Here is a 19,999-nt window from a genome sequence, read left to right as displayed (position 1 = left end):
GATTTGGCCCGGCCAAGGGGCCGCTGCTTTTTGGGGACGCGTGAGGCGCAGCATGACAGAAGAAAAATGGGGACAGCTCAGGAACCGGCTGTTGAAGACGGTTGGCCAGAACAACTTCACCACTTGGATCGAACCTCTGGAGTTCGATACCGTCGACGGTGGGGTAGCCGTCTTCAAAGTGCCGACGAATTTCATGGGAAATTACGTCAGCCAGAACTTTGCAGATCTTATCCTGCATGAGCTGACAATGTCAGGCGAGCCGGTGCAGCGGCTGGCGTTCCGTGTAGCGGCAAACAGCCCGGCGCGCCCGGCAGAACCGGCCGTCGCAGCGGGGTCTTACGGCGGCGCGCAGGATGATCTGGCAGTCATGACAGCACCGGCAGCGGCGGCAGTCAGGGACACGCTGGAGGCGCTGCAGGCGGCGCCGCTGGATCCGCGGTTCACCTTCGACAGCTTCGTGGTCGGCAAGCCGAACGAACTGGCCCATGCCGCTGCGCGCCGTGTCGGCGAGGGCGGCCCGGTCACCTTCAACCCGCTGGTTCTGTATGGCGGCGTGGGCCTGGGCAAAACCCACCTGATGCACGCCATCGCTTGGGAACTGAAAGAAAAGAACCCGCATCTGAATGTGCTGTATCTGTCCGCGGAACAGTTCATGTACCGCTTCGTGCAGGCCCTGCGCGAGCGTAAGATGATGGACTTCAAACACCTGTTCCGTTCGGTCGACGTTCTGATGGTGGATGACGTTCAGTTCATCGCCGGCAAGGACTCCACCCAGGAAGAGTTCTTCCACACTTTCAACGCGCTGGTGGACCAGAACAAACAGATCATCATCTCCGCTGACCGCGCTCCGGGGGAGATCAAGGATCTGGAAGACCGGGTGAAATCGCGCCTGCAGTGCGGCCTGGTGGTGGACCTGCACCCGACCGACTACGAACTGCGTCTTGGCATCCTGCAGACCAAGGTGCAGCAGCAGCGCGAAACCTACCCTGACCTGCGGATCGCCGATGGTGTGCTGGAGTTCTTGGCGCACCGGATCTCGACCAACGTGCGTGTGCTGGAAGGCGCCCTGACCCGTCTGTTCGCCTTTGCATCCCTGGTGGGCCGCGAGATCGACATGGATCTGACCCAGGACTGCCTGGCGGACGTGCTGCGCGCCTCCGAGCGCAAGATCACCGTCGAGGAGATCCAGCGCAAGGTCTCCGAGTATTACAACATCCGGATGTCCGACATCATCGGCCCCAAGCGCCTGCGCTCCTATGCGCGTCCGCGCCAGGTGGCGATGTATCTGTGCAAGCAGCTGACCAGCCGCTCTCTGCCCGAGATCGGCCGCCGCTTTGGCGGGCGCGACCACACCACCGTCATGCACGGCGTCAAGCGCATCGAAGAGCTGAAGCTGACCGACGGCCAGATCGCCGAGGACGTCGAAATGCTGCGCCGGTCGCTGGAAGCCTGACGCGCACCCGCACCCCAAATGATTGACTTGCGGCTCCTTAACCCGGAGCCGCTTTTTTTTTGCGTCAGGGCGCTCAGCCCATAACGGGGCCGAATACCCGGTATCACGGAAAACAAAGTTTCCTCCGGCTGAAAAACAGCGATAAGTGTCCCCTGAACAGGAGCGCCGCATGACACCGCACCCCACCGAGACCCTGGATACGCCCCGCGGGCTGGCCTTCGCGGTCACCGCCTATCTGCTGTGGGGTTTTTTGCCGCTGTACATGAAGGCGCTGTCCCATATCCCTGCCGCTGAGATTGTCGTCCACCGGGTGATCTGGTCGGTGCCTGTGGCCGGCGCGCTGCTGATCGTCCTGCGCCGGACCAAGGATTTGCAGGCCGCGCTGAAGAACCCGCGGATGCTGGGCATGGCCTGCATCACTGCGGCGCTGATCTCGTTGAACTGGGGGATTTATGTCTGGTCGATTGCGTCCGGCCGGGCACTGGATGCCGCGCTTGGCTATTACATCAACCCGCTGTTCAGCATTGCGCTTGGCGCCATCCTGTTGCGTGAACCGCTCGGCAAAGCGCAGATGGCGGCGGTTGCGCTCGCCGCCGCTGCGGTGGTGGTGCTGACACTGGAAGCGGGCCGGGTGCCTTGGGTGGCTGTGGGCCTGACGCTGACTTGGGGCTTCTACGCGTTCTTCAAGAAGTCGCTGCCGATCGGGGCCAACCAGGGGTTCCTGCTGGAGGTGCTGATTCTTTTGGCGCCTGCCTTGGGTTACTTCGCCTATCTGACCGCCACTGGCAGCAGCAGCTTTGGCGGCTCGTTCAGCGATACCTCGCTGTTGCTCGGCTGCGGTGTGGTCACGGCGGTGCCGCTGATCGTCTACGCCAACGGCGCCAAGCTGGTGCGGCTGTCGACGATGGGCATCCTGCAGTATATCGCACCGACGATGATCATGCTGGCCGCGGTGCTGCTGTTCGGCGAGGAATTCGGGCAAGCCCGGATGATCGCCTTCCCGATGATCTGGGCGGCGCTGGTGATCTACTCTGTGCCGATGGTGCGGCAGATGCGCAAACGCGCTGGCTGAGCGGGCGGCTACTCGCTCGGCCCGGCGTCTTCAACCACGGCGGCAACCGGCCCCATCGTAAAGCCCGCGTCGCTTCGGCCCAGTTGCGGTGCGTGCAAGCGCGAGATGTTTCCGTCGAAGTAGAGCGCATTTGGCAGCTTCAGATAATCGCGGAACAGGCTGCCGAACTGGTGGAAGGTCACCGCATTGCGCGAGATTGCAAAAACCGCACGCGTTCCGTCCGCTGAGGTGCCCACCCCGTTGCGGATGTAGTAGCTGTCCGAATCGGGCAGGAACCGCGGGTGCAGCGCGCCGTCGATCACCAGCATCGGACCGGACTGGGTGGCATATGTGCAGCCGGGTTGTGCCCGCTCAAAAGCCAGGGTTTCAAACACATCCGCCCGGCCTTTCCGGATGCACAGCACACCGTTCGGCAGCAGGCCGAAATTTCCGGGCCCGGCACTGGTCACTAGCCGCATTTCCTCGGCGCCGCCCTCTACATAAAGGCCCACAGGCGAACGGTCGCTGTGATACATTCCGGCGTTGGTTGCAAAGGCAAGTGCCTTGCCCTCCTCCGCCAACGCTTCCTCAAGGGTGGAAAAATGCCCGTAGACCTGGCCCTCGCCATCCTTCAGGAACAGCCTCAGCTGTTCCTGCGTGGCGTCAACTTCGCAGATCGAGTACCGGTTGCCCTCATAGGCCACATCGCTGCAGTCAACCGCACCAGCCACCGGGGCGGTCCAGAGCGCGGCCAGCAGCAAGGCAGCCCTGCGGATCACTCTTCCACGTCGCGGCGCACCGCGTCCTGGCTCAGCATCCGGCGGGTATCATCCATCTGGTCGAAGGTTTCATCCAGACGGAAGCGCAGATCGGGTGTGAATTTCAGCCCCAGCTTCTTGCCGACCATGCGGCGCAGCTCGCTCTTGTTGCGGGCCAGAAGCTTCAGCACATCCTCTTGCCCCTTGCCGCCCAGGGGCAGCACAAAGGCGGTGGCGATTTTCAGGTCAGGCGAGGTGCGCACCTCGCCCACGGTGATCGACATGCGGTTCAGGTCCGGGTCATGCACGTCGCCGCGCGCCAGCACTTCAGAGAGGGTGCGGCGGATCAGTTCGCCGACGCGAAGCTGGCGCTGGGACGGGCCGGGGCCATCGTGGAATTTGTTCTTTGCCATGATTCCGATCTAAGCCGGATCGCGGGCTTTGCCAAGCGCTGCCCGGCACTGTAGGACAAATCCGGCATGAACAAGGGAATTGGCCAATGACTCACAAACCTGGGATCGTGATTACCGGCGCATCGGGCCGTATGGGGCAGATGCTCATCAAGACGGTGCTGGAGAGCGATAAGGCCACGCTTGTTGCAGCCGTTGAACGCGAAGGCCACGCCTGGGTCGGCCGCGACGTGGGCGAAATGATGGGCGGCGCGCCGGCCGGTGTTACTGTGACCGCCGATGCGCTGGAGGCCTTTTCCAAGGCGCAGGCGGTGATCGATTTCACCGCGCCGGAGGCAACACTGGCCTTTTCCAAGCTGGCAGCCCAGGCCCGCGCGGTGCATGTGATCGGCACCACCGGGATGACGGATGAGCAGATTGCCCAGCTGGAACCGGCGTCGCGCCACGCGGTGATCATCCGCGCGGGCAACATGAGCCTGGGTGTGAACCTGCTGGTGCAGCTGACCAAGAAAGTTGCCGCCGCGCTGGACGAGGATTTCGATATCGAGGTGATTGAGGCGCATCACCACCACAAGGTGGATGCGCCCTCCGGCACCGCGCTGATGCTGGGGGAGGCTGCCGCCGAGGGCCGCGGCGTCAAGCTGGCGGATGTGCGCGATTCCGGCCGCGACGGCATTACCGGCGCCCGCAAACGCGGGGACATCGGTTTCACCGCCATCCGCGGTGGCGACATCGTGGGCGAGCATGATGTGCTGTTTGCAGCGGCAGGCGAGCGGATCGTGCTTCGCCATCTGGCAACCGACCGCGCGATCTTTGCCCGCGGCGCGCTGAAGGCGGCCCTGTGGGGCCAGGAGAAGGCGCCGGGGCAGTACGATATGGTGGATGTTCTGGGACTTTGAGGTCTGAAAGCCGGCCCTGATGGGCCGCCGCCTCCCCGCACGGCGGCGGAGCTGTCTGGCGGGCAGCAGGGTAGGAGTATTGGAAGAAAGATGAATGACGGGCAGTTCATTTCATCTTTCCGGAAATACTCCGGGGGTGCGGGGGCTGGCCCCCGCGGCGCACCTTAAAAGTCGATGGCGATGCCCTTTTTCTCCCAATCGCCATAGCGCGCCGGGTCGGGCCCGTCGCGGCCGCCCAGTTCCTTGGGGCGCGGCTCCTGCGCTTCAGCAGCCTTGCGGCGTTCCTCTGCCTCGGCCAGGGCGCGCACGGCAGCAGGCGGCAGGTCTTTTTTCTCGGGTGCGGTCTCTTCGCTCATCGCGGGTTCCTTTATGCTGCGCCCATGATATACGCCCCTGTCCCGCGCCGACAAGCCGCGCCCCAAGGAGTTGCCAGATGTCCGATGCCAATCATGCCCGCCGCACTGCGGTCTACCTGCTGGATCAGGTGCTGGGAGAGGGGCGGCTCCTGGCGGAATGCTATGCTGCCGGGGCGCTTGAGAAGCTGGCGCCGGAAGACCGCGCGCGGGCACAGCGGCTGGCCGCGGAAACCCTGCGCAGCCTGGAGCGGGCCGACCGGATCCTGAAAAAGCATCTGAAGAAGGTACCGCCGCTGATGGTCATGAACGCGCTGCGGCTGGGTACGGTGGAGCTCTGCTCAGGCGGGGCTGCGCATGGGGTGGTCAATGCGATGGTGGCGATTGTCTCGAAACACCGCCGCCACGGGCAGTTGAAAGGACTGGTTAACGCGGTGCTGCGCAAGGTGGCGGAGGAGGGGCCGGCGGAATGGGCAAAACTGCGTGTTCCGCGCCTGCCGAACTGGCTGCGAAAACCGCTGGTGCAGGCCTGGGGCGCCGATGCGATTCTGGGCATGGAGGCCGCGCATTATGCCGGCGCGCCGCTGGATATCACCGGCAAGCCGGGCGTGGACTTGCAGGCGCTTGGGGGGGTGCCGCTGCCCACCGGTTCACTGCGGATCTCCAGCGCGGGGCAGGTGTCGGCGCTGCCGGGCTACCAGGCTGGCGACTGGTGGGTCCAGGATGCCGCTGCCGCGCTGCCCGCGCTGATCCTGAATGCGCAGCCGGGGGAGCACGCCCTGGATCTGTGCGCAGCGCCCGGCGGCAAGACCATGCAGATGGCCGCTGCCGGCGCCAGCGTGACCGCGGTGGATGTCTCGGAGAGCCGCGTGGCGCGGTTGCGGGAGAACCTGGAGCGCACCGGGCTGGTGGCCCACTTGGTGGTCGGCAATGCGCTGGAGCAGACTGGTCAGTATGACGCGGTTTTGCTGGACGCGCCCTGTTCCGCCACCGGCACCATCCGGCGCCACCCGGACCTGCCGCAGGCCAAGGACGGCAGCGAGTTCGGCGCGCTGATTGAGTTGCAGGCGCAGATGCTGGCGCACGCCTGGACCTTGGTGAAACCAGGCGGGCGGCTGATGTACTGCACCTGCTCCTTGCTGCCGGACGAGGGCGAATGCCAGGTCGAGGAAGCGCTGGACATGTTCCCGGACATGGCGGCAGACCGTGAGGCGCTGAAAGTGCCCGGCGTGGAGGCTGACTGGATCACCGAAGAGGGCGGCCTGCGCCTGCGGCCGGATTACTGGCCAGAGCGCGGCGGCATGGATGGCTTCTACATGGCCCTTTTGCGCAAAACCGCGTGACCGCGGGGCGTGCCGGGCATTCGCCGGTGACTTGAGCTGCACCCCGCGCTATGCTCTTGCCAAAACGCCCTGGCGAACCCGGCGTGAGGCAAAAAGAGCATGTCCACTTACGACAGAATGGCAGGCCGCGGCACCCGGCTGCTGAACCGGTATTACGCCTGGCGGGCCCGCAGCCAGCCTGCCGCGACCGGCTTTGTCTCGCAGCCTGAACCGCGCACCATCGGCAGTTTTGCCCGCGGGCGGCAGCTGGTGGCAGGCAATCTTCTGTTTGCCGGCTATCTGGTCGAATCGCCTGATACAGGCCTGTGGGAGGTTGTTGCGCCGGACGCTGCATTTGACGCCGAGCGGCACGGGTTTGCTTGGCTCGACGATCTGGCTGCAGTCGGTGATTTCAAGGCGCGTGCCAAGGCGCAAAAATGGGTCTGGGGCTGGATCGCGCAGCACGGGCGGGGCGGCGGCCTGGCCTGGCTGCCGGATCTGACCGGGCGGCGGGTGATCCGCTGGATCAACCACGCGCTGTTTCTGCTGAGTGGCAAGGACAAGGACCAAACCGAGGCGTTCTATGGCTCCTTGGCGCGGCAGACCTGGTATCTTGCGCATCGCTGGCAGGGCGCAGCGCCGGGCCTGCCGCGGTTCGAGGCCCTGTGCGGCCTGATCTATGCGGGCCTTGCCTTGCAGGGACGCGAAGAGCTGGCAGACCCGGCTGTCAGGGCGCTGGCGGCTGAATGCGAGTCTCAAATCGACGCCCAGGGCGGATTGCCGACCCGCAACCCGGAAGAGTTGCTGGAGGTGTTTACCCTTCTGACTTGGGCCGCCGCGGCCCTGCACGAGGCGGGCCGTATGGTGCCTCATGCTCATGTCGCAGCCATTGAACGGATCGCGCCGACCCTGCGCACGCTGCGTCACAGTGACGGCGGGCTGGCGCGGTTCCACGGCGGCGGCCGCGGGCTGGAGGGGCGGCTGGATCATGCGCTGGCTGCCAGCCACGTGGCGGAACGCCATTCCGACGGTCTGGCGATGGGCTTTGCCCGGCTGTCGGCGCGGCGCACCTCAGTAATCGTGGACGCCTCCGCCCCGCCCCAGGGCAAGGCATCCTATAACGGCCACGCATCGACCCTGGCGTTCGAGCTGACCTCGGGGCGGCGGCCGCTGATCGTGAATTGCGGCTCTGGTGAAACCTTTGGCGTTGAGTGGCGCCGGGCCGGGCGCGCCACGCCCTCGCATACCACGCTGTGCATCGAGGGGCATTCCAGCGCCCGGCTGGCCCCGCCGCACAAGACCACGGGCCATGAAGAACTGATCGAAGCGCCTGACGACGTGCCGCTGGAATTAAGCGATCTGGCGGAAGGACTGCGGTTTCAGGGCGGGCACAACGGCTATGCGGCGCATTTCGGCCTGACCCATGCCCGCATGCTGGAGCTATCCTTTGACGGGCGCAGCCTCAGCGGCGAGGACATGCTGGTGGCCTTGGACGATTCCGCCAAGCGCCAGTTCGCCAAGGTGCGGGATGCAAGCCTGGATATCGGTATCGGCTTTGATATCCGCCTGCACCTGCACCCGGAGGTCGACGCGGCCCTTGACTTGGGCGGCACGGCAGTATCCATGGCGCTCAAGAGCGGGGAGATCTGGGTGTTCCGTCATGACGGCAGCTGCCAGTTGCGGCTGGAGCCAAGCGTTTTCCTGGAAAAGACCCGCTTGAAGCCGCGTGCGGCAAAGCAGATCGTTTTATCCGGGCGGGCGATGGGATATGCCACCCGCGTCCGGTGGACGCTCAGCAAGGCGCAGGAAACTGCCATCGCCGTGCGAGACCTGAACCGGGACGAGCCCGAGACGTTTGACTGAGCCTTTGAAAAGGACCTGCCCTGCCATGACCGACCTTCACCCCGTACGCCGTGCGCTGCTTTCCGTATCCGACAAGACCGGCCTGATTGAGCTGGGCAAGGCGCTGGATGCGCGCGGTGTCGAACTGCTGTCCACCGGCGGCTCCGCCAAGGCGCTGCGCGACGCGGGGCTGACTGTGAAAGACGTCTCCGAAGTGACCGGATTTCCGGAAATGATGGACGGCCGCGTGAAGACCCTGCACCCGATGGTGCATGGCGGCCTGCTGGCCCTTCGGGACAATGACACCCACGTCGCCGCAATGCAGGAACACGGCATCGGCGCCATCGACCTTCTGGTTGTGAATCTCTACCCGTTCGAGGCGGCGCTGGCGCGTGGTGCGGATTACGATGAGATGATCGAAAACATCGACATCGGCGGCCCGGCGATGATCCGCGCGGCCTCCAAAAACCACTTGTTCGTCAACGTGGTGACCGATGTCCAGGATTATGAGGCGCTCCTGGCAGAGCTCGACAACAACGGCGGCCAGACGTCCTATGCCTTCCGTCAGCGGCTGGCCCAGACCGCCTATGCCCGCACTGCGGCGTATGATGCGGCTGTGTCTAACTGGATGGCATCAGCGCTGGAGGAAAAGACCCCGCGCCGCCGTGCCTTTGCCGGCGAGCTGAAGCAGACCCTGCGCTATGGCGAGAACAGCCACCAGCAGGCGGCCTTCTACACCGATGGCTCGAACCGTCCTGGTGTTGCCACTGCCGTGCAGCTGCAGGGCAAGGAACTGAGCTACAACAACATCAACGACACCGATGCTGCGTATGAACTGGTGGCGGAATTCGATCCGGCTGAAGGCCCGGCAGTCGCTATCATCAAACACGCCAACCCCTGCGGCGTCGCCAAGGGCGCGACCCTGGCAGAGGCCTACCAGAAGGCATTCGACTGCGACCGCACCTCGGCGTTTGGCGGTATCGTGGCGCTGAACCAGCCGCTGGACGCGGAGACCGCCGCCAAGATCACCGAGATCTTCACCGAGGTGGTCATCGCGCCGGGTGCGTCTGACGAAGCCAAGGAAATCTTTGCAGCCAAGAAGAACCTGCGCCTGCTGCTGACCGAGGGTCTGCCGGATCCGCGCAAGCCCATCGTGGCCTACAGGCAAGTGGCTGGCGGTATGCTGGTGCAGGACAAGGACGTCGGCTATGTCGGCATGGAGGACCTGAAGGTGGTGACCGAGAAGGCGCCCTCTGATGCGCAGATGCAGGACCTGCTGTTTGCCTGGAAAGTTGCCAAGCACGTCAAGTCCAACGCCATTGTCTATGTGAAGGACAACGCAACAGTCGGTGTCGGCGCGGGCCAGATGAGCCGTCTGGACAGTGCCAATGTGGCGGCTGCCAAGGCAGGCCGCATGGCCGCTGAACTGGGCCTGGAGGAAAGCCTGGCCAAGGGCTGCGCCGTGGCTTCGGATGCGTTCTTCCCCTTCCCCGACGGTCTGCTGGAAGCGGCTGCCGCAGGCGGCACCTGCGTCATCCAGCCGGGCGGCTCGATGCGCGATGACGAGGTGATCAAGGCTGCCAACGAAAAAGGCCTGGCCATGGTCTTCACCGGCATGCGCCACTTCCGCCACTAAACGGGGCAGTTAAGACATGGCAGCACGTTGGATGATCTGGGGCGCGGCCCTTTCGTTCCTGGCGGATCAAGCCAGCAAATACCTGGTGATTCACTGGATGGGGCTGGACCAGCGCCACCGGATAGACGTGCTGCCGCCATTCCTCAACTTTCGCTACGGCGAGAACACCGGCATCAATTTTGGCCTGTTCGGAGGCGGTGATGAAGCCGCGCGCTGGATTCTGATCGCCCTGTCGGCGGTGATCTGCGTGGTCCTGGCGGTGTGGGTCTGCCGCGGTCAGGACAAGTCCAGGGGCATGCAGCTGTCGGCCGGGCTGGTGATCGGCGGCGCCCTGGGCAATGTCGCGGACCGGCTGCTGTATGGCTATGTGCTGGATTTCCTGAACACCTCCTGCTGCGGCATCCAGAATCCTTTTGTGTTCAATGTCGCCGACATCTTCATCTTCGCGGGTGCTGCGGGGCTGATTTTCTTTGACGGACGCCGCAAAAAGCCTGCGTAGACCTTGGCAGGCAAATACGTTAAAAGCGCCAGGAAACAGGCAGGAGTTTGGGGCAATGAAGATCCCGTTCGCAGTGATCATTCTGGCTGGCGCGCTGGCAATCTCCGGCTGCGCGCAGAAGGGGCTGCGTGTCCTTCAGAAACCGGGCACCGGCCCGGATGAGTTTCTGATCCTGCCGACCAAGCCGCTGAGCGCGCCGGAAAGCTACAGCAGCCTGCCGGCGCCGACCCCCGGAGGGAGCAATCTGACGGATGTCAATCCACGGGCCGAAGCGGTGGTTGCCCTGGGCGGCAAGCCGGGCGCTCTCGTTCCGGGCAGCGGGGTGCCGTCTGGAGACGCGGCGCTGGTCACGGCTTCCAGCCGCTATGGTGTGCAGCCCGGAGTGCGCGCGACCCTTGCGGAGGAAGATGCGAATTTCCGTCACCGCAACCGCCATCTCGGCCGGATCAAGATCGTGCCGGTGGACCGCTACGAGCAGCTCTACCGCAAACAAAGCATCGATCCGTTTGCCGTCAGCGACCAGTTCCGCAGGGCAGGGGCCGCAACGCCGTCTTCGCCGCCTGAAGACGAGTCCTGAGCGCTCACTTTTCTGCCAGCCGGTCTTGCAAGACGCCAGCAGCCGCGTAGGTTGACAGCAGCCTTTCTGCTGGCAATGGACCGCGATTTGTGGCTGCAATGAACAAAAGAGCAGTAACCGCATCCCGCCGGGCAAGGGCAGGGGTGCAGAGATTTGGAGGATGCCAGATGATCCACAGGGTCACATTGGCCGCCGCGGCGCTGAGTGCTGCCTTGTCCGGCCCCTTGCAGGCCAAGGACGAGGCGGTGACTGCGTTCACCCTAGACAATGGTATGGACGTTGTCGTGATCGAGGACCACCGGGCGCCGGTGGTGCAGCAAATGGTCTGGTACCGGGCCGGCTCCGCCGATGAGCCGCCGGGGCAGTCCGGGGTTGCGCATTTCCTGGAGCATCTTCTGTTCAAAGGGACAGACAAGCTGGCGCCGGGCGAATTGTCCGCCACGGTGCGGGCAAATGGCGGTCAGGACAACGCTTTCACCAGCTATGATTACACCGCCTACTTCCAGCGCGTTGCTGCCGATAGGCTTGAGCTGATGATGCAGATGGAAAGCGACCGGATGACCAATCTCCGCTTAAGCGAGGAGGATATCGCCACCGAGCGCGAGGTCATTCTGGAGGAACGTAACCAGCGCACAGACAATGACCCGGTGGCGCTGTTCCGCGAGCAGCTGCAAGCGGTGCAGTACCTCAATCATCGTTACGGCCAGCCGGTGATCGGCTGGCGGCACGAGATGGAAAGCCTGGATATGGAGGACGCGCTGTCCTTCTATCAAACCTATTACGCGCCCAACAACGCCATCCTGGTCGTCTCCGGCGATGTGCAGCCCGACGAGGTGAAAGCGCTTGCCGAACAGTATTACGGCGTAATCCCGGCCAATCCGGATCTGCCGGAGCGCTTTCGCAGCCAGGAGCCGCCGCAGACCGCGGCCCGCCGCCTGACATTCAAGGACCCGCGCGTCGCGCAGCCCTATGTGCAGCGGTCCTACCTGGCACCAGAGCGCGACAGCGGCGCCCAGCAGAAAGCTGCAGCGCTGTATCTGCTGGCGGAACTGCTGGGCGGCGGCAACACCTCCTACCTCGCCGATGCGCTGCAATTCGACCAGCAGGTCGCCGTCTACACCGGCGCCTTCTACTCCGGCAGCACACTGGATGACACCTCCTTTACCTTCCTGATTGTCCCGGCGGAGGGCGTCAGCATGCAGGACGCCGAGACTGCGCTGGATGCCACCATCGCCCGCTTTCTGGAAGAGGGGGTGGATGAAGCCCAGCTGGAGCGGATCAAGCTGCAGCTGCGTGCGGCGGAGATCTATGACCGCGACAATGTGAACGGTATCGCCAACCGCTACGGCCAGGCGCTGAGCATCGGGCTGACGGTGCGGGACGTGCAGGACTGGCCGAAAATCCTGCAATCGGTCACCGCGGATGAGATCATCGCCGCCGCTAACGAAGTACTGCGCCCGGAAACATCTGTCACCGGCTGGATGACGCGCGACCAAGAGGTAACTCAATGACTCCGCTGAAATATATCGCTGCGGCAGTGATGGCCTGTTTCCTGGCACTGCCCGCATGGGCAGGCATCAAGATCGAGGAAGTCACCTCTCCCGGCGGGATCAAGGCCTGGCTGGTGGAAGACCACAGCATTCCCTTCTCGGCTCTGGAGTTGCGCTTTCGCGGCGGCACCTCATTGGATGCGCCGGGCAAGCGCGGCGCAGTCTATCTGATGACTGGGCTGCTGGAGGAAGGCTCCGGCGATTTGCGCGCGCAGGATTACGCCCGCGCAGTGGAGTCGCTGGCGGCGGAGTTCTCCTATGATGCGGACAAGGATTCGGTGTCTATCTCGGCCCGCCTCCTGACCGAAAACCGGGACCAGGCAATGGCTCTGCTGCGCCAGACCCTGTTTGAGCCGCGGTTTGATCAGGACGCGCTGGACCGTGTGCGGGCACAGGTGCTGGCCGGCTTGCGCTCTGATGCCAAGAACCCCGACAAGATCGCTGGCGAAATGTTCTCCAAGCTGGTGTTTGGCGATCACCCCTATGGCAGCGATGGCAAGGGCACGCTGGAGACCGTTGCAGCGCTTAGCCGGCAGGACATCTTTGACGCTTACGAGGCGGTGTTTGCCCGCGACAGACTCTATGTCAGCGCCGTCGGCGATATTACGGCCGAGGAGCTGGGCACCCTGCTGGATGATCTGCTGGGGGCGCTGCCTCCGGAGGGCGCGCCGATCCCCGGCCCGGCAGAGGTCACTATCAAGGGAGGAGTCACCGTTGTGGATTTCGAGACCCCTCAGTCGGTCGCTCTGTTCGGCCAGAAGGGGATCAAGCGTGAAGATCCGGATTTCTTCACAGCCTATGTGATGAACCAGATTTTGGGCGGCGGATCTTTTGAGACTCGCCTGATGACAGAAGTGCGGGAAAAGCGCGGGCTGACATATGGCGTCTATTCCTATCTGGTTCCGCGGGATCTTGCGGCGGTCTATATGGGCTCGGTGGCCTCTGCCAATGGCAAGATGGCCGAAGCGGTCGAGGTGATCCGCAATGAGTGGCGCCGCATGGCCGAAAACGGGGTGACGGAAAAGGAACTCAAGGACGCCCAGACCTATTTGACGGGTGCTTACCCGCTGCGCTTTGACGGCAACGGCCGCATTGCCTCGATACTGGCGGGCATGCAGATGGACGATCTGCCGATCAGCTATGTGGAGACCCGCAACGACCGGATTAACGCTGTGACCCTGGAGGACTTGAACCGCTTTGCAGCGGAGTTCCTGGACCCTGAGGGTTTGCAATTCGTCATCGCAGGCCGCCCCGAAGGCTTGGAAACCACGAACTGATTTCATTCCGGGCGGGGTGCGGCCCCGCCCGCCTGTATGGCAAGGCCACGGCCGCATGGCAGGAAGGCGCGCCGCCGCCCATCGCTGCGCGGATCACTGCTTTCCCTTTCAATTTCCCGCAAACTCATGTATGGGCGGGCCTATCTGAGACGATGTGCCCAGGCCCCGGCACGCGAAAGAAAGATAAGTGGGGCCGGCGGCAATGGGGCCGCCACGCAAACGGGAGACCCGGAGGGCCGGGAGTGCTCCCTTTTAGGATACGCTAGATGTTTAACGTTACGAAGAAATCGATGCAGTGGGGCGAGGAAACGCTCACACTGGAAACCGGCAAGGTTGCCCGCCAGGCTGATGGCTCCGTGATTGCCACCCTGGGCGAAACCTCGGTCATGGCCAACGTGACCTTTGCCCGTCAGCAGAAGCCCGGCCAGGACTTCTTCCCGCTGACCGTGCACTACCAGGAAAAATACTATGCTGCGGGCAAGGTGCCCGGCGGCTTCTTCAAGCGCGAAGCGCGCCCGACCGAAAAAGAAACCCTGACCGCGCGTCTGATCGACCGTCCGATCCGCCCGCTGTTTGTTCCCGGCTTCAAGAACGAAGTGCTGGTGATGTGCACCGTGCTGAGCCACGACCTGGTCAATGACCCGGACATCGTTGCGATGATCGCTGCCTCCGCTGCGCTGACCATTTCCGGCGCGCCGTTCATGGGCCCGATCGCTGGCGCCCGCGTCGGCTTTGTTGACGGCGAATACGTGCTGAACCCGACCGTCGACGACATGCAGGACCTGCGCCTCAACCCCGAGCAGCGCCTTGACCTGGTTGTGGCCGGCACCAAGAACGCTGTGATGATGGTGGAATCGGAAGCTTATGAGCTGACCGAGGCCGAGATGCTGGGCGCGGTGAACTTCGCGCATGAGCAGATCCAGCCGGTGATCGACCTGATCATCTCGCTGGCCGAAGAGACCGCAAAAGAGCCCTTCGACTTCCAGGCGCCGGATTACTCCGAGCTGTACGAAGCTGTTAAGGCCGCCGGCGAAGAGCAGATGCGCGCCGCATTCGCGATCACCGATAAGCAAGAGCGCACCGCCGCTGTTGCCGCTGCCCGTGAAACTATCAAAGCAGCGCTGACCGAAGAGCAGTTGGAAGACGCCAACCTCGGCTCTGCCATGAAGAAACTGGAAGCCGGCATCCTGCGCGGCGACGTGGTCAAGGGCGGCAAGCGGATCGACGGCCGTGACACCACCACCGTGCGCCAGATCGTTGCCGAAACCGGCCTGCTGCCGCGCACCCATGGTTCCGCCCTGTTCACCCGCGGCGAGACCCAGGGCCTGGTCGTGACCACGCTGGGCACCGGCGACGATGAGCAGTTCATCGATGCGCTGCACGGCAACTTCAAATCCAACTTCCTGCTGCACTACAACTTCCCGCCGTACTCGGTTGGCGAAGTGGGCCGTGTCGGCTCCCCGGGCCGCCGCGAAATCGGCCACGGCAAGCTGGCCTGGCGCGCGCTGCAGGCGGTTCTGCCGGCACCGACCGACTTCCCCTATACCATTCGCGTGGTGTCGGAGATCACCGAGTCCAACGGCTCCTCCTCGATGGCTTCCGTCTGCGGCGGCTCGCTGTCGATGATGGACGCTGGCGTGCCGCTGAAGGCCCCGGTTGCCGGTGTGGCGATGGGCCTGATCTTGGAAGACGACGGCTCCTATGCGGTGCTGACAGACATCCTGGGTGACGAAGACCACCTGGGCGACATGGACTTCAAGGTGGCAGGCACCGAGAACGGCATCACCTCGCTGCAGATGGACATCAAGGTTGCCGGCATCACCCCGGAAATCATGGAGAAAGCCCTGGCCCAAGCCAAGGACGGCCGTCTGCACATCCTGAACGAGATGGGCAAGGCGCTGTCCGAGACCAACGAGTTCTCGGTCCACGCCCCGCGCATTGAGACCATGCAGATCCCGACCGACAAGATCCGCGAAGTGATCGGTTCCGGCGGCAAGGTGATCCGCGAGATCGTCGAAGTGTCCGGCGCCAAGGTCGACATCAACGACGACGGTGTGATCAAGATTGCGAGCCCGAACGGCGATGCCATCCAGAAGGCCTATGACATGATCTATTCGATCGTGGCAGAGCCGGAAGAAGGCCAAGTCTACACCGGCAAGGTTGTGAAGATCGTCGACTTCGGCGCCTTCGTGAACTTTTTCGGCAAACGCGACGGCCTGGTGCATGTCTCCCAGATCGAAAACCGCCGCCTGAACCATCCTTCGGACGTTCTGAAGGAAGGCCAGGAAGTGAAGGTCAAGCTGCTGGGCTTTGATGACCGCGGCAAGGTCCGCCTGTCGATGAAAGTTGTCGACCAGGAAACCGGTGAAGAAATCCAGAAAGAGGAAGCTGCCGAAGGCTAAGGCCTGAAAGAGCTTCCGGACGGGTCCCGGCTGCAAGGCCGGAACCCGTCTCCTCTGTCCGCTGCCGCTGCTCCCTCCGGGCAGGTGCCCGGACCCGGCGCACAACCTGCGCTTTCCGGTTCTTACGCTGCTCCGCTTGCCCTGAAGCCATACAGCAGCGATGGCCGGTCCACTCAAAACTCAGCTGGAGATCCCATGCGTCCGCTCTTTTACGATTTGACCGAGCTGCTGTATTTGTCTCACGGGTTTAAAACTTACTACGGTATTGCCAAGGTCGTTGCGGAAGGCGCCAAAGAGGCCTTCCGGGCGAATAACGGCACCCGGTTTGTTGCGTATTCTCAGGGGCATGACGCATTTTTTGAGGTTTTCCCGAAATATGACGATACCGCTGAAGGCGGGATCGACCTGAATGTGCCGAATTCCGGCAAGCCGTATTTCATGCGCCGGATTCACAACCGCAAGAAAAAGAAGGCTCTGCACTACATTGCCCCCTTCGTGTTCGGTGTTGTGGACCTGATTGAACGCTCCCGCTGGGCGCTGAGCGGCGCTGACAATCCTATCGTGTCCCTCGATGGCGGGGCCTGGGTCAGTTGCGGGCGGCCCAAGCTGATCATTCACCCGATCAAGCACCTGCAAAAGCTGGACGTGGAAATCCATGTGCTGATTCATGATATGATCCCGCTGCATGACTTCAAACGCGGCGGTGCGCCGGACTTTTCCAGTTCTTTCCTGGGCGACAACCAGTGGCTGCTGGAGCACGCGGACCATGTCATTGGCAATTCGCAATTCACTATCGACGATGCCAAGGACTTTGCCCGCCAAGGCATCCTTCCGGAGCTTAAGCGGACCTCCGTTGCGCCGCTGGTGCATGAACTGCGCGCCGGGGATGAAGAGCAGTCGGTGGAACTCCCCGAACGGCCCTATTTCCTGATGGTCGGCACGATGCTGGGCCGCAAGAACCTGGATGTGGTTCTGAATGCGATGAACCTGATCGCCAAGCGGGGCGAGACGCCGCCGCTGCTTGTGCTGGCCGGCAAGCGGCGCCACCGCACGATGGACTACCTCGACAAGGAGGAAATGGCGCTGGTCAAACCGCATGTCCTACAGCTCGACACGCCAAATCAAAGCGATCTGGTGCGGCTGTACGAAGCCTCGCAAGGGGTGATCCTGCCGTCCCGCATCGAAGGCTGGGGGCTTCCTGCCGGCGAAGCGCTGTGGGCCGGTGTTCCGGCAGTTTGCGCGGACATTCCCGTGATGCACGAGGTTTGCGGCGATCTGGGGCTGTATTTTGAGGTGGATGATCCGGAAACCCTTGCGGGCCATATGCAGCGTCTGACGCAGGATCCGGCATTTTCTGCCGAGTGGCGGGCGAAGATCGCGGCGAACCGCGACCGGCTGCGCACCTGGCGGGACTTCGGCCAAGACCTGCTGGCCAATGTCGCTGCCAATTCCGAGCCCGCCCGCGCTCAGTCGCTTTCGTTGCGGGCGTAAACATCCTCATACCGGACGATGTCATCTTCGCCGAGGTAGGATCCGGTCTGGACTTCGATCAGCACCATGTCCAGCTTGCCGGGATTCTCCATCCGGTGAACGGCCCCTAGCGGGATGTAGACGGACTGGTTTTCGGCGACCAGCTTCTGGGTGCCGTCTACGGTCACGCGCACTGTGCCCTGCACTACTATCCAGTGCTCCGACCGGTGGAAATGGCTCTGCAGCGAGAGGGCAGCGCCCGGTTTCACAACAATCCGTTTGACCTGGAACCGGCGTCCTGTCGCCAGGCTGTCGAAATAGCCCCACGGGCGGTGATCGCGCGGGAACTGCACCGCCTGCGGTGCCTGCTGGGATTTCAGCAGCTCGACGGCCTTCTTGACGTCTTGGGTGCGCGACTTGTCTGCAACAAGCACAGCATCAGGCATGGCAATGGCCACGATCCCGTCCAGCCCCAAACCGACGATCTGCTGGCCCTCGGATTCGGACCGCAGTAGCACATCCTTGCAGTCAATCGCCGCAGCGTTGCCATTCGTGGCGACACCGTGCGAATCCGGGTCACTCTCTGCCCAGACGGCGTTCCAATCCCCAAGGTCAGACCATTTTCCCTCAAAGGGCACCGAGCAGATATTCTTGGCCTTCTCCATGATCGCATAGTCGATCGAGATGTCCTCCGCCGCAGACCAGGAGGCCGGGTCCAGGCGCAGAAAGCCCAGATCCGCCTTGGCGTTTTCGACGGAGTTGCGGACCGGATCGACCAGATGGGCAGCGTGCTGTTCAAAGGCGGTAATGAGCGCACGGGCGGTGAACAGGAAGATGCCTGCGTTCCAAAGGTAGTTGCCGGCGGCCAGCATCCTGGCCGCGGAGGCAGCGTCAGGCTTTTCGACAAAACGGCTTAGCGGCGTCGGCTTTCCAGGCTCGGCTTCTCCGTCCAGCTCGAGATAGCCATAGCCGGTTTCCGGGTGCGTCGGAACGATACCGAAGGTCACGAGATCGCCTGCAAGCGCCCGCTCAGTTCCCGCCTGAATTGCGGCGCGGAAAGCATCCGCATCGGGGATAACATGGTCCGAAGGAGCCACGATCAGCAGCGCATCGGGGTCCTCGTCAAAAGCATGCAATGCGGCGGCCAGCACCGCAGGCGCGGTATTGCGCCGGTCCGGTTCGATCAGGATCGCGCCCGGGTCAATGCCGACCCCAAGCAATTGCTCGGTCACGATGAAGCGGAAATCCGAGTTGGTCACCACGATGGGCTCCGCAAACCCTTGGCCTGACAAACGCCCGACGCTTTCCTGGAACAGGGTCTTGCCGCCTTTCAGGGACGTGAACTGCTTGGGGTAGGATTCCCGCGACAATGGCCACAGCCGCGTTCCCGAGCCTCCGCACATCAGGACTGGAGTGATCTGCATTCGGACCTCCTTTAGTTTGCATGCGCTATAGGCGAATGCACTTCAGAAGACAAACGGTCAGCCCGGCCCAGCGGGCAGGGAACGGCACTGCCGGATGCGATGCCGCTCCCGCTGACTTTACTCTGGCGCTTTGGTTTTGCGCAGGTAAGGGAAGATGGTTTCGTACTCGCCGAACTTTGCGGTGGCTTCCTCGTCGGAAACGCTCGGCGGGATAATCACGTCTTCGCCCGGCACCCAGTTGGCAGGCGTGGCGACGCCTTTTCCGGACATCTGCAGCCCGTCCAGGGCCCGCAGGATCTCAGCAAAGTTGCGGCCCACGGTCATCGGGTAGGTCATCGACAGCTTCAGCTGCTTGTCCGGGCCGATAATGAACACGGAGCGCACGGTAGCACTGTCCGCCGGGGTGCGGCCGTCGGGCAGATAAGCTTCGGCGGGCAGCATGTCGAACGCCTTGGACACCGCCAGACCGTCATCGGCGATAATCGGGAAGCCGGGATTGGCTTTGCCGTATTCCTCGATGTCCTTCTTCCACTTGCGGTGATCCTCGGCGCTGTCGACGGACACGCCGATCACCTTGGTGTTCCGCTTGGCCCATTCGTCATTCAGCTGCGCGACGGCGGAAAACTCCGTAGTGCAGACCGGGGTGAAGTCCTTGGGGTGGGAAAACAGGATCGCCCAGCTGTCGCCGATCCAGTCATGGAAGTTGATCGTGCCCTGGTCGGTTTCAGCGGTAAAATCCGGGACCACGTCGTTAATGCGCAAACCCATTGCAGTGTCCTCCTTGTCAGGATGTCGTGTCTGATTGTTGTGTCCGGCTACGGCGGGGCAGCCCGAGTCGCCCCAAGTGCAACCTGGGGGCTCTGCCGTTAGGTTACATTTCCTGGCGCGGGATGCCACGGGAATTCTCCAACAGCCTTTTCTGGCAAAGACTTGCGGGTACCGCGTCAGGGGCGTTGACAGCGCTATCCATAATTTGATCAAATCGCGCAACCAAAGCCCCTTGCCCCCCTGCTGGCCGAGTGACACAGTGGCCGCCAAACCGGCCAGACGGTTGGGAGAAAACCTCTGAATTGGGA

17 protein-coding genes are annotated in these 19,999 nt (G+C 63.1%); 12 read left to right on the top strand and 5 right to left on the bottom strand.

Translation table 11 applies throughout. The features are described from left to right. Positions 1 to 52 precede the first annotated feature (52 nt). A complete protein-coding gene (dnaA, locus tag DAEP_RS0114040) occupies positions 53 to 1,453 on the top strand; it encodes a chromosomal replication initiator protein DnaA (RefSeq protein ID WP_027245076.1) in 1,401 nt (466 codons plus the stop codon). A gap of 169 nt (positions 1,454 to 1,622) precedes the next feature. Next, entirely contained in the window at positions 1,623 to 2,525 is a 903-nt protein-coding gene (gene rarD, locus DAEP_RS0114035) for an EamA family transporter RarD (protein WP_027245075.1), read from the top strand. Between the two features lie 8 nt (positions 2,526 to 2,533). Here rarD and DAEP_RS0114030 read toward each other — a convergent pair whose 3' ends face one another. Together DAEP_RS0114030 and rbfA are read right to left on the bottom strand one after the other, a co-directional pair. Next, a complete protein-coding gene (locus tag DAEP_RS0114030) occupies positions 2,534 to 3,283 on the bottom strand; it encodes a phosphodiester glycosidase family protein (protein WP_027245074.1) in 750 nt (249 codons plus the stop codon). After that, positions 3,280 to 3,675 (bottom strand): 30S ribosome-binding factor RbfA, encoded by a 396-nt coding sequence (rbfA, locus tag DAEP_RS0114025; protein WP_027245073.1) that lies wholly within the window; start codon positions 3,673 to 3,675, stop codon positions 3,280 to 3,282. Before rbfA ends, DAEP_RS0114030 begins: the two co-directional genes overlap by 4 nt. An 86-nt stretch (positions 3,676 to 3,761) precedes the next feature. Here rbfA and dapB point away from each other — a divergent pair, with 86 nt between their 5' ends. Continuing rightward, the gene (dapB, locus tag DAEP_RS0114020) at positions 3,762 to 4,571 is read left to right on the top strand and encodes a 4-hydroxy-tetrahydrodipicolinate reductase (RefSeq protein WP_027245072.1); all 810 of its coding nucleotides are present in this window, start codon (positions 3,762 to 3,764) and stop codon (positions 4,569 to 4,571) included. Positions 4,572 to 4,735: 164 nt separating this feature from the next. On the opposite strand, the gene DAEP_RS0114015 is transcribed toward dapB, so the two are convergent. Next, positions 4,736 to 4,927: a DUF1674 domain-containing protein gene (locus DAEP_RS0114015; RefSeq protein WP_008554612.1), complete on the bottom strand. Its 192-nt coding sequence runs from the start codon at positions 4,925 to 4,927 to the stop codon at positions 4,736 to 4,738. 77 nt (positions 4,928 to 5,004) lie between these two features. On the opposite strand from DAEP_RS0114015, the gene DAEP_RS0114010 reads away from it, so the two are divergent. The 9 genes from DAEP_RS0114010 (at position 5,005) to DAEP_RS22775 (ending at position 17,520) form a co-directional block, all read left to right on the top strand. Next, the gene (locus DAEP_RS0114010) at positions 5,005 to 6,267 is read left to right on the top strand and encodes an RsmB/NOP family class I SAM-dependent RNA methyltransferase (protein WP_027245071.1); all 1,263 of its coding nucleotides are present in this window, start codon (positions 5,005 to 5,007) and stop codon (positions 6,265 to 6,267) included. Positions 6,268 to 6,366: 99 nt separating this feature from the next. Continuing rightward, entirely contained in the window at positions 6,367 to 8,109 is a 1,743-nt protein-coding gene (locus DAEP_RS0114005) for a heparinase II/III family protein (protein WP_027245070.1), read from the top strand. Between the two features lie 25 nt (positions 8,110 to 8,134). After that, positions 8,135 to 9,724 carry a bifunctional phosphoribosylaminoimidazolecarboxamide formyltransferase/IMP cyclohydrolase gene (gene purH, locus DAEP_RS0114000; protein WP_027245069.1) on the top strand — a complete coding sequence of 530 codons (1,590 nt, stop codon included), beginning with the start codon at positions 8,135 to 8,137 and terminating at the stop codon, positions 9,722 to 9,724. 16 nt (positions 9,725 to 9,740) lie between these two features. Beyond that, positions 9,741 to 10,223: a signal peptidase II gene (gene lspA, locus DAEP_RS0113995; RefSeq protein WP_008556301.1), complete on the top strand. Its 483-nt coding sequence runs from the start codon at positions 9,741 to 9,743 to the stop codon at positions 10,221 to 10,223. Positions 10,224 to 10,278: 55 nt separating this feature from the next. Beyond that, positions 10,279 to 10,800, top strand: coding sequence for a DUF3035 domain-containing protein (locus DAEP_RS0113990; protein WP_008554391.1), 522 nt, complete (start codon positions 10,279 to 10,281; stop codon positions 10,798 to 10,800). Positions 10,801 to 10,967: 167 nt separating this feature from the next. Beyond that, positions 10,968 to 12,311, top strand: a complete 1,344-nt coding sequence (locus DAEP_RS0113985) for a M16 family metallopeptidase (RefSeq protein ID WP_027245068.1) — start codon at positions 10,968 to 10,970, stop codon at positions 12,309 to 12,311. Then, entirely contained in the window at positions 12,308 to 13,627 is a 1,320-nt protein-coding gene (locus tag DAEP_RS0113980; RefSeq protein WP_027245067.1) for a M16 family metallopeptidase, read from the top strand. Before DAEP_RS0113985 ends, DAEP_RS0113980 begins: the two co-directional genes overlap by 4 nt. A gap of 266 nt (positions 13,628 to 13,893) precedes the next feature. Continuing rightward, a complete protein-coding gene (gene pnp / locus DAEP_RS0113975; RefSeq protein WP_027245066.1) occupies positions 13,894 to 16,029 on the top strand; it encodes a polyribonucleotide nucleotidyltransferase in 2,136 nt (711 codons plus the stop codon). Positions 16,030 to 16,224: 195 nt separating this feature from the next. Further along, on the top strand, positions 16,225 to 17,520 hold the full coding sequence (locus DAEP_RS22775) for a glycosyltransferase family 4 protein (RefSeq protein WP_051337408.1): 1,296 nt from the start codon (positions 16,225 to 16,227) through the stop codon (positions 17,518 to 17,520). Here the strand turns inward: DAEP_RS22775 and DAEP_RS0113965 are convergent. Both DAEP_RS0113965 and DAEP_RS0113960 read right to left on the bottom strand, forming a co-directional pair. Beyond that, the gene (locus DAEP_RS0113965; RefSeq protein ID WP_027245065.1) at positions 17,496 to 18,923 is read right to left on the bottom strand and encodes a mannose-1-phosphate guanylyltransferase/mannose-6-phosphate isomerase; all 1,428 of its coding nucleotides are present in this window, start codon (positions 18,921 to 18,923) and stop codon (positions 17,496 to 17,498) included. The two genes, DAEP_RS22775 and DAEP_RS0113965, sit on opposite strands and share 25 nt — an antisense overlap. Before the next feature lie 117 nt (positions 18,924 to 19,040). After that, positions 19,041 to 19,691 (bottom strand): peroxiredoxin, encoded by a 651-nt coding sequence (locus DAEP_RS0113960; protein ID WP_008556383.1) that lies wholly within the window; start codon positions 19,689 to 19,691, stop codon positions 19,041 to 19,043. Positions 19,692 to 19,999: the final 308 nt, after the last annotated feature.

It is taken from the genome of Leisingera daeponensis DSM 23529 (assembly GCF_000473145.1).
Classification (GTDB): Bacteria; Pseudomonadota; Alphaproteobacteria; order Rhodobacterales; family Rhodobacteraceae; genus Leisingera; species Leisingera daeponensis.
The sequence above is the reverse complement of the archived record's forward strand: the minus strand, read 5'-3'. Positions and strand labels throughout refer to the sequence as shown.

Excerpts from the sequence above, each read along its gene's own strand:
- dnaA (WP_027245076.1), top strand. The coding sequence starts at position 53 with ATGACAGAAGAAAAATGGGGACAGCTCAGGAACCGGCTGTTGAAGACG.
- rarD (WP_027245075.1), top strand. The coding sequence starts at position 1,623 with ATGACACCGCACCCCACCGAGACCCTGGATACGCCCCGCGGGCTGGCC.
- rbfA (WP_027245073.1), bottom strand. The coding sequence starts at position 3,675 with ATGGCAAAGAACAAATTCCACGATGGCCCCGGCCCGTCCCAGCGCCAG.
- dapB (WP_027245072.1), top strand. The coding sequence starts at position 3,762 with ATGACTCACAAACCTGGGATCGTGATTACCGGCGCATCGGGCCGTATG.
- DAEP_RS0114015 (WP_008554612.1), bottom strand. The coding sequence starts at position 4,927 with ATGAGCGAAGAGACCGCACCCGAGAAAAAAGACCTGCCGCCTGCTGCC.
- DAEP_RS0114010 (WP_027245071.1), top strand. The coding sequence starts at position 5,005 with ATGTCCGATGCCAATCATGCCCGCCGCACTGCGGTCTACCTGCTGGAT.
- DAEP_RS0114005 (WP_027245070.1), top strand. The coding sequence starts at position 6,367 with ATGTCCACTTACGACAGAATGGCAGGCCGCGGCACCCGGCTGCTGAAC.
- purH (WP_027245069.1), top strand. The coding sequence starts at position 8,135 with ATGACCGACCTTCACCCCGTACGCCGTGCGCTGCTTTCCGTATCCGAC.
- lspA (WP_008556301.1), top strand. The coding sequence starts at position 9,741 with ATGGCAGCACGTTGGATGATCTGGGGCGCGGCCCTTTCGTTCCTGGCG.
- DAEP_RS0113990 (WP_008554391.1), top strand. The coding sequence starts at position 10,279 with ATGAAGATCCCGTTCGCAGTGATCATTCTGGCTGGCGCGCTGGCAATC.
- DAEP_RS0113985 (WP_027245068.1), top strand. The coding sequence starts at position 10,968 with ATGATCCACAGGGTCACATTGGCCGCCGCGGCGCTGAGTGCTGCCTTG.
- DAEP_RS0113980 (WP_027245067.1), top strand. The coding sequence starts at position 12,308 with ATGACTCCGCTGAAATATATCGCTGCGGCAGTGATGGCCTGTTTCCTG.
- pnp (WP_027245066.1), top strand. The coding sequence starts at position 13,894 with ATGTTTAACGTTACGAAGAAATCGATGCAGTGGGGCGAGGAAACGCTC.
- DAEP_RS22775 (WP_051337408.1), top strand. The coding sequence starts at position 16,225 with ATGCGTCCGCTCTTTTACGATTTGACCGAGCTGCTGTATTTGTCTCAC.
- DAEP_RS0113965 (WP_027245065.1), bottom strand. The coding sequence starts at position 18,923 with ATGCAGATCACTCCAGTCCTGATGTGCGGAGGCTCGGGAACGCGGCTG.
- DAEP_RS0113960 (WP_008556383.1), bottom strand. The coding sequence starts at position 19,691 with ATGGGTTTGCGCATTAACGACGTGGTCCCGGATTTTACCGCTGAAACC.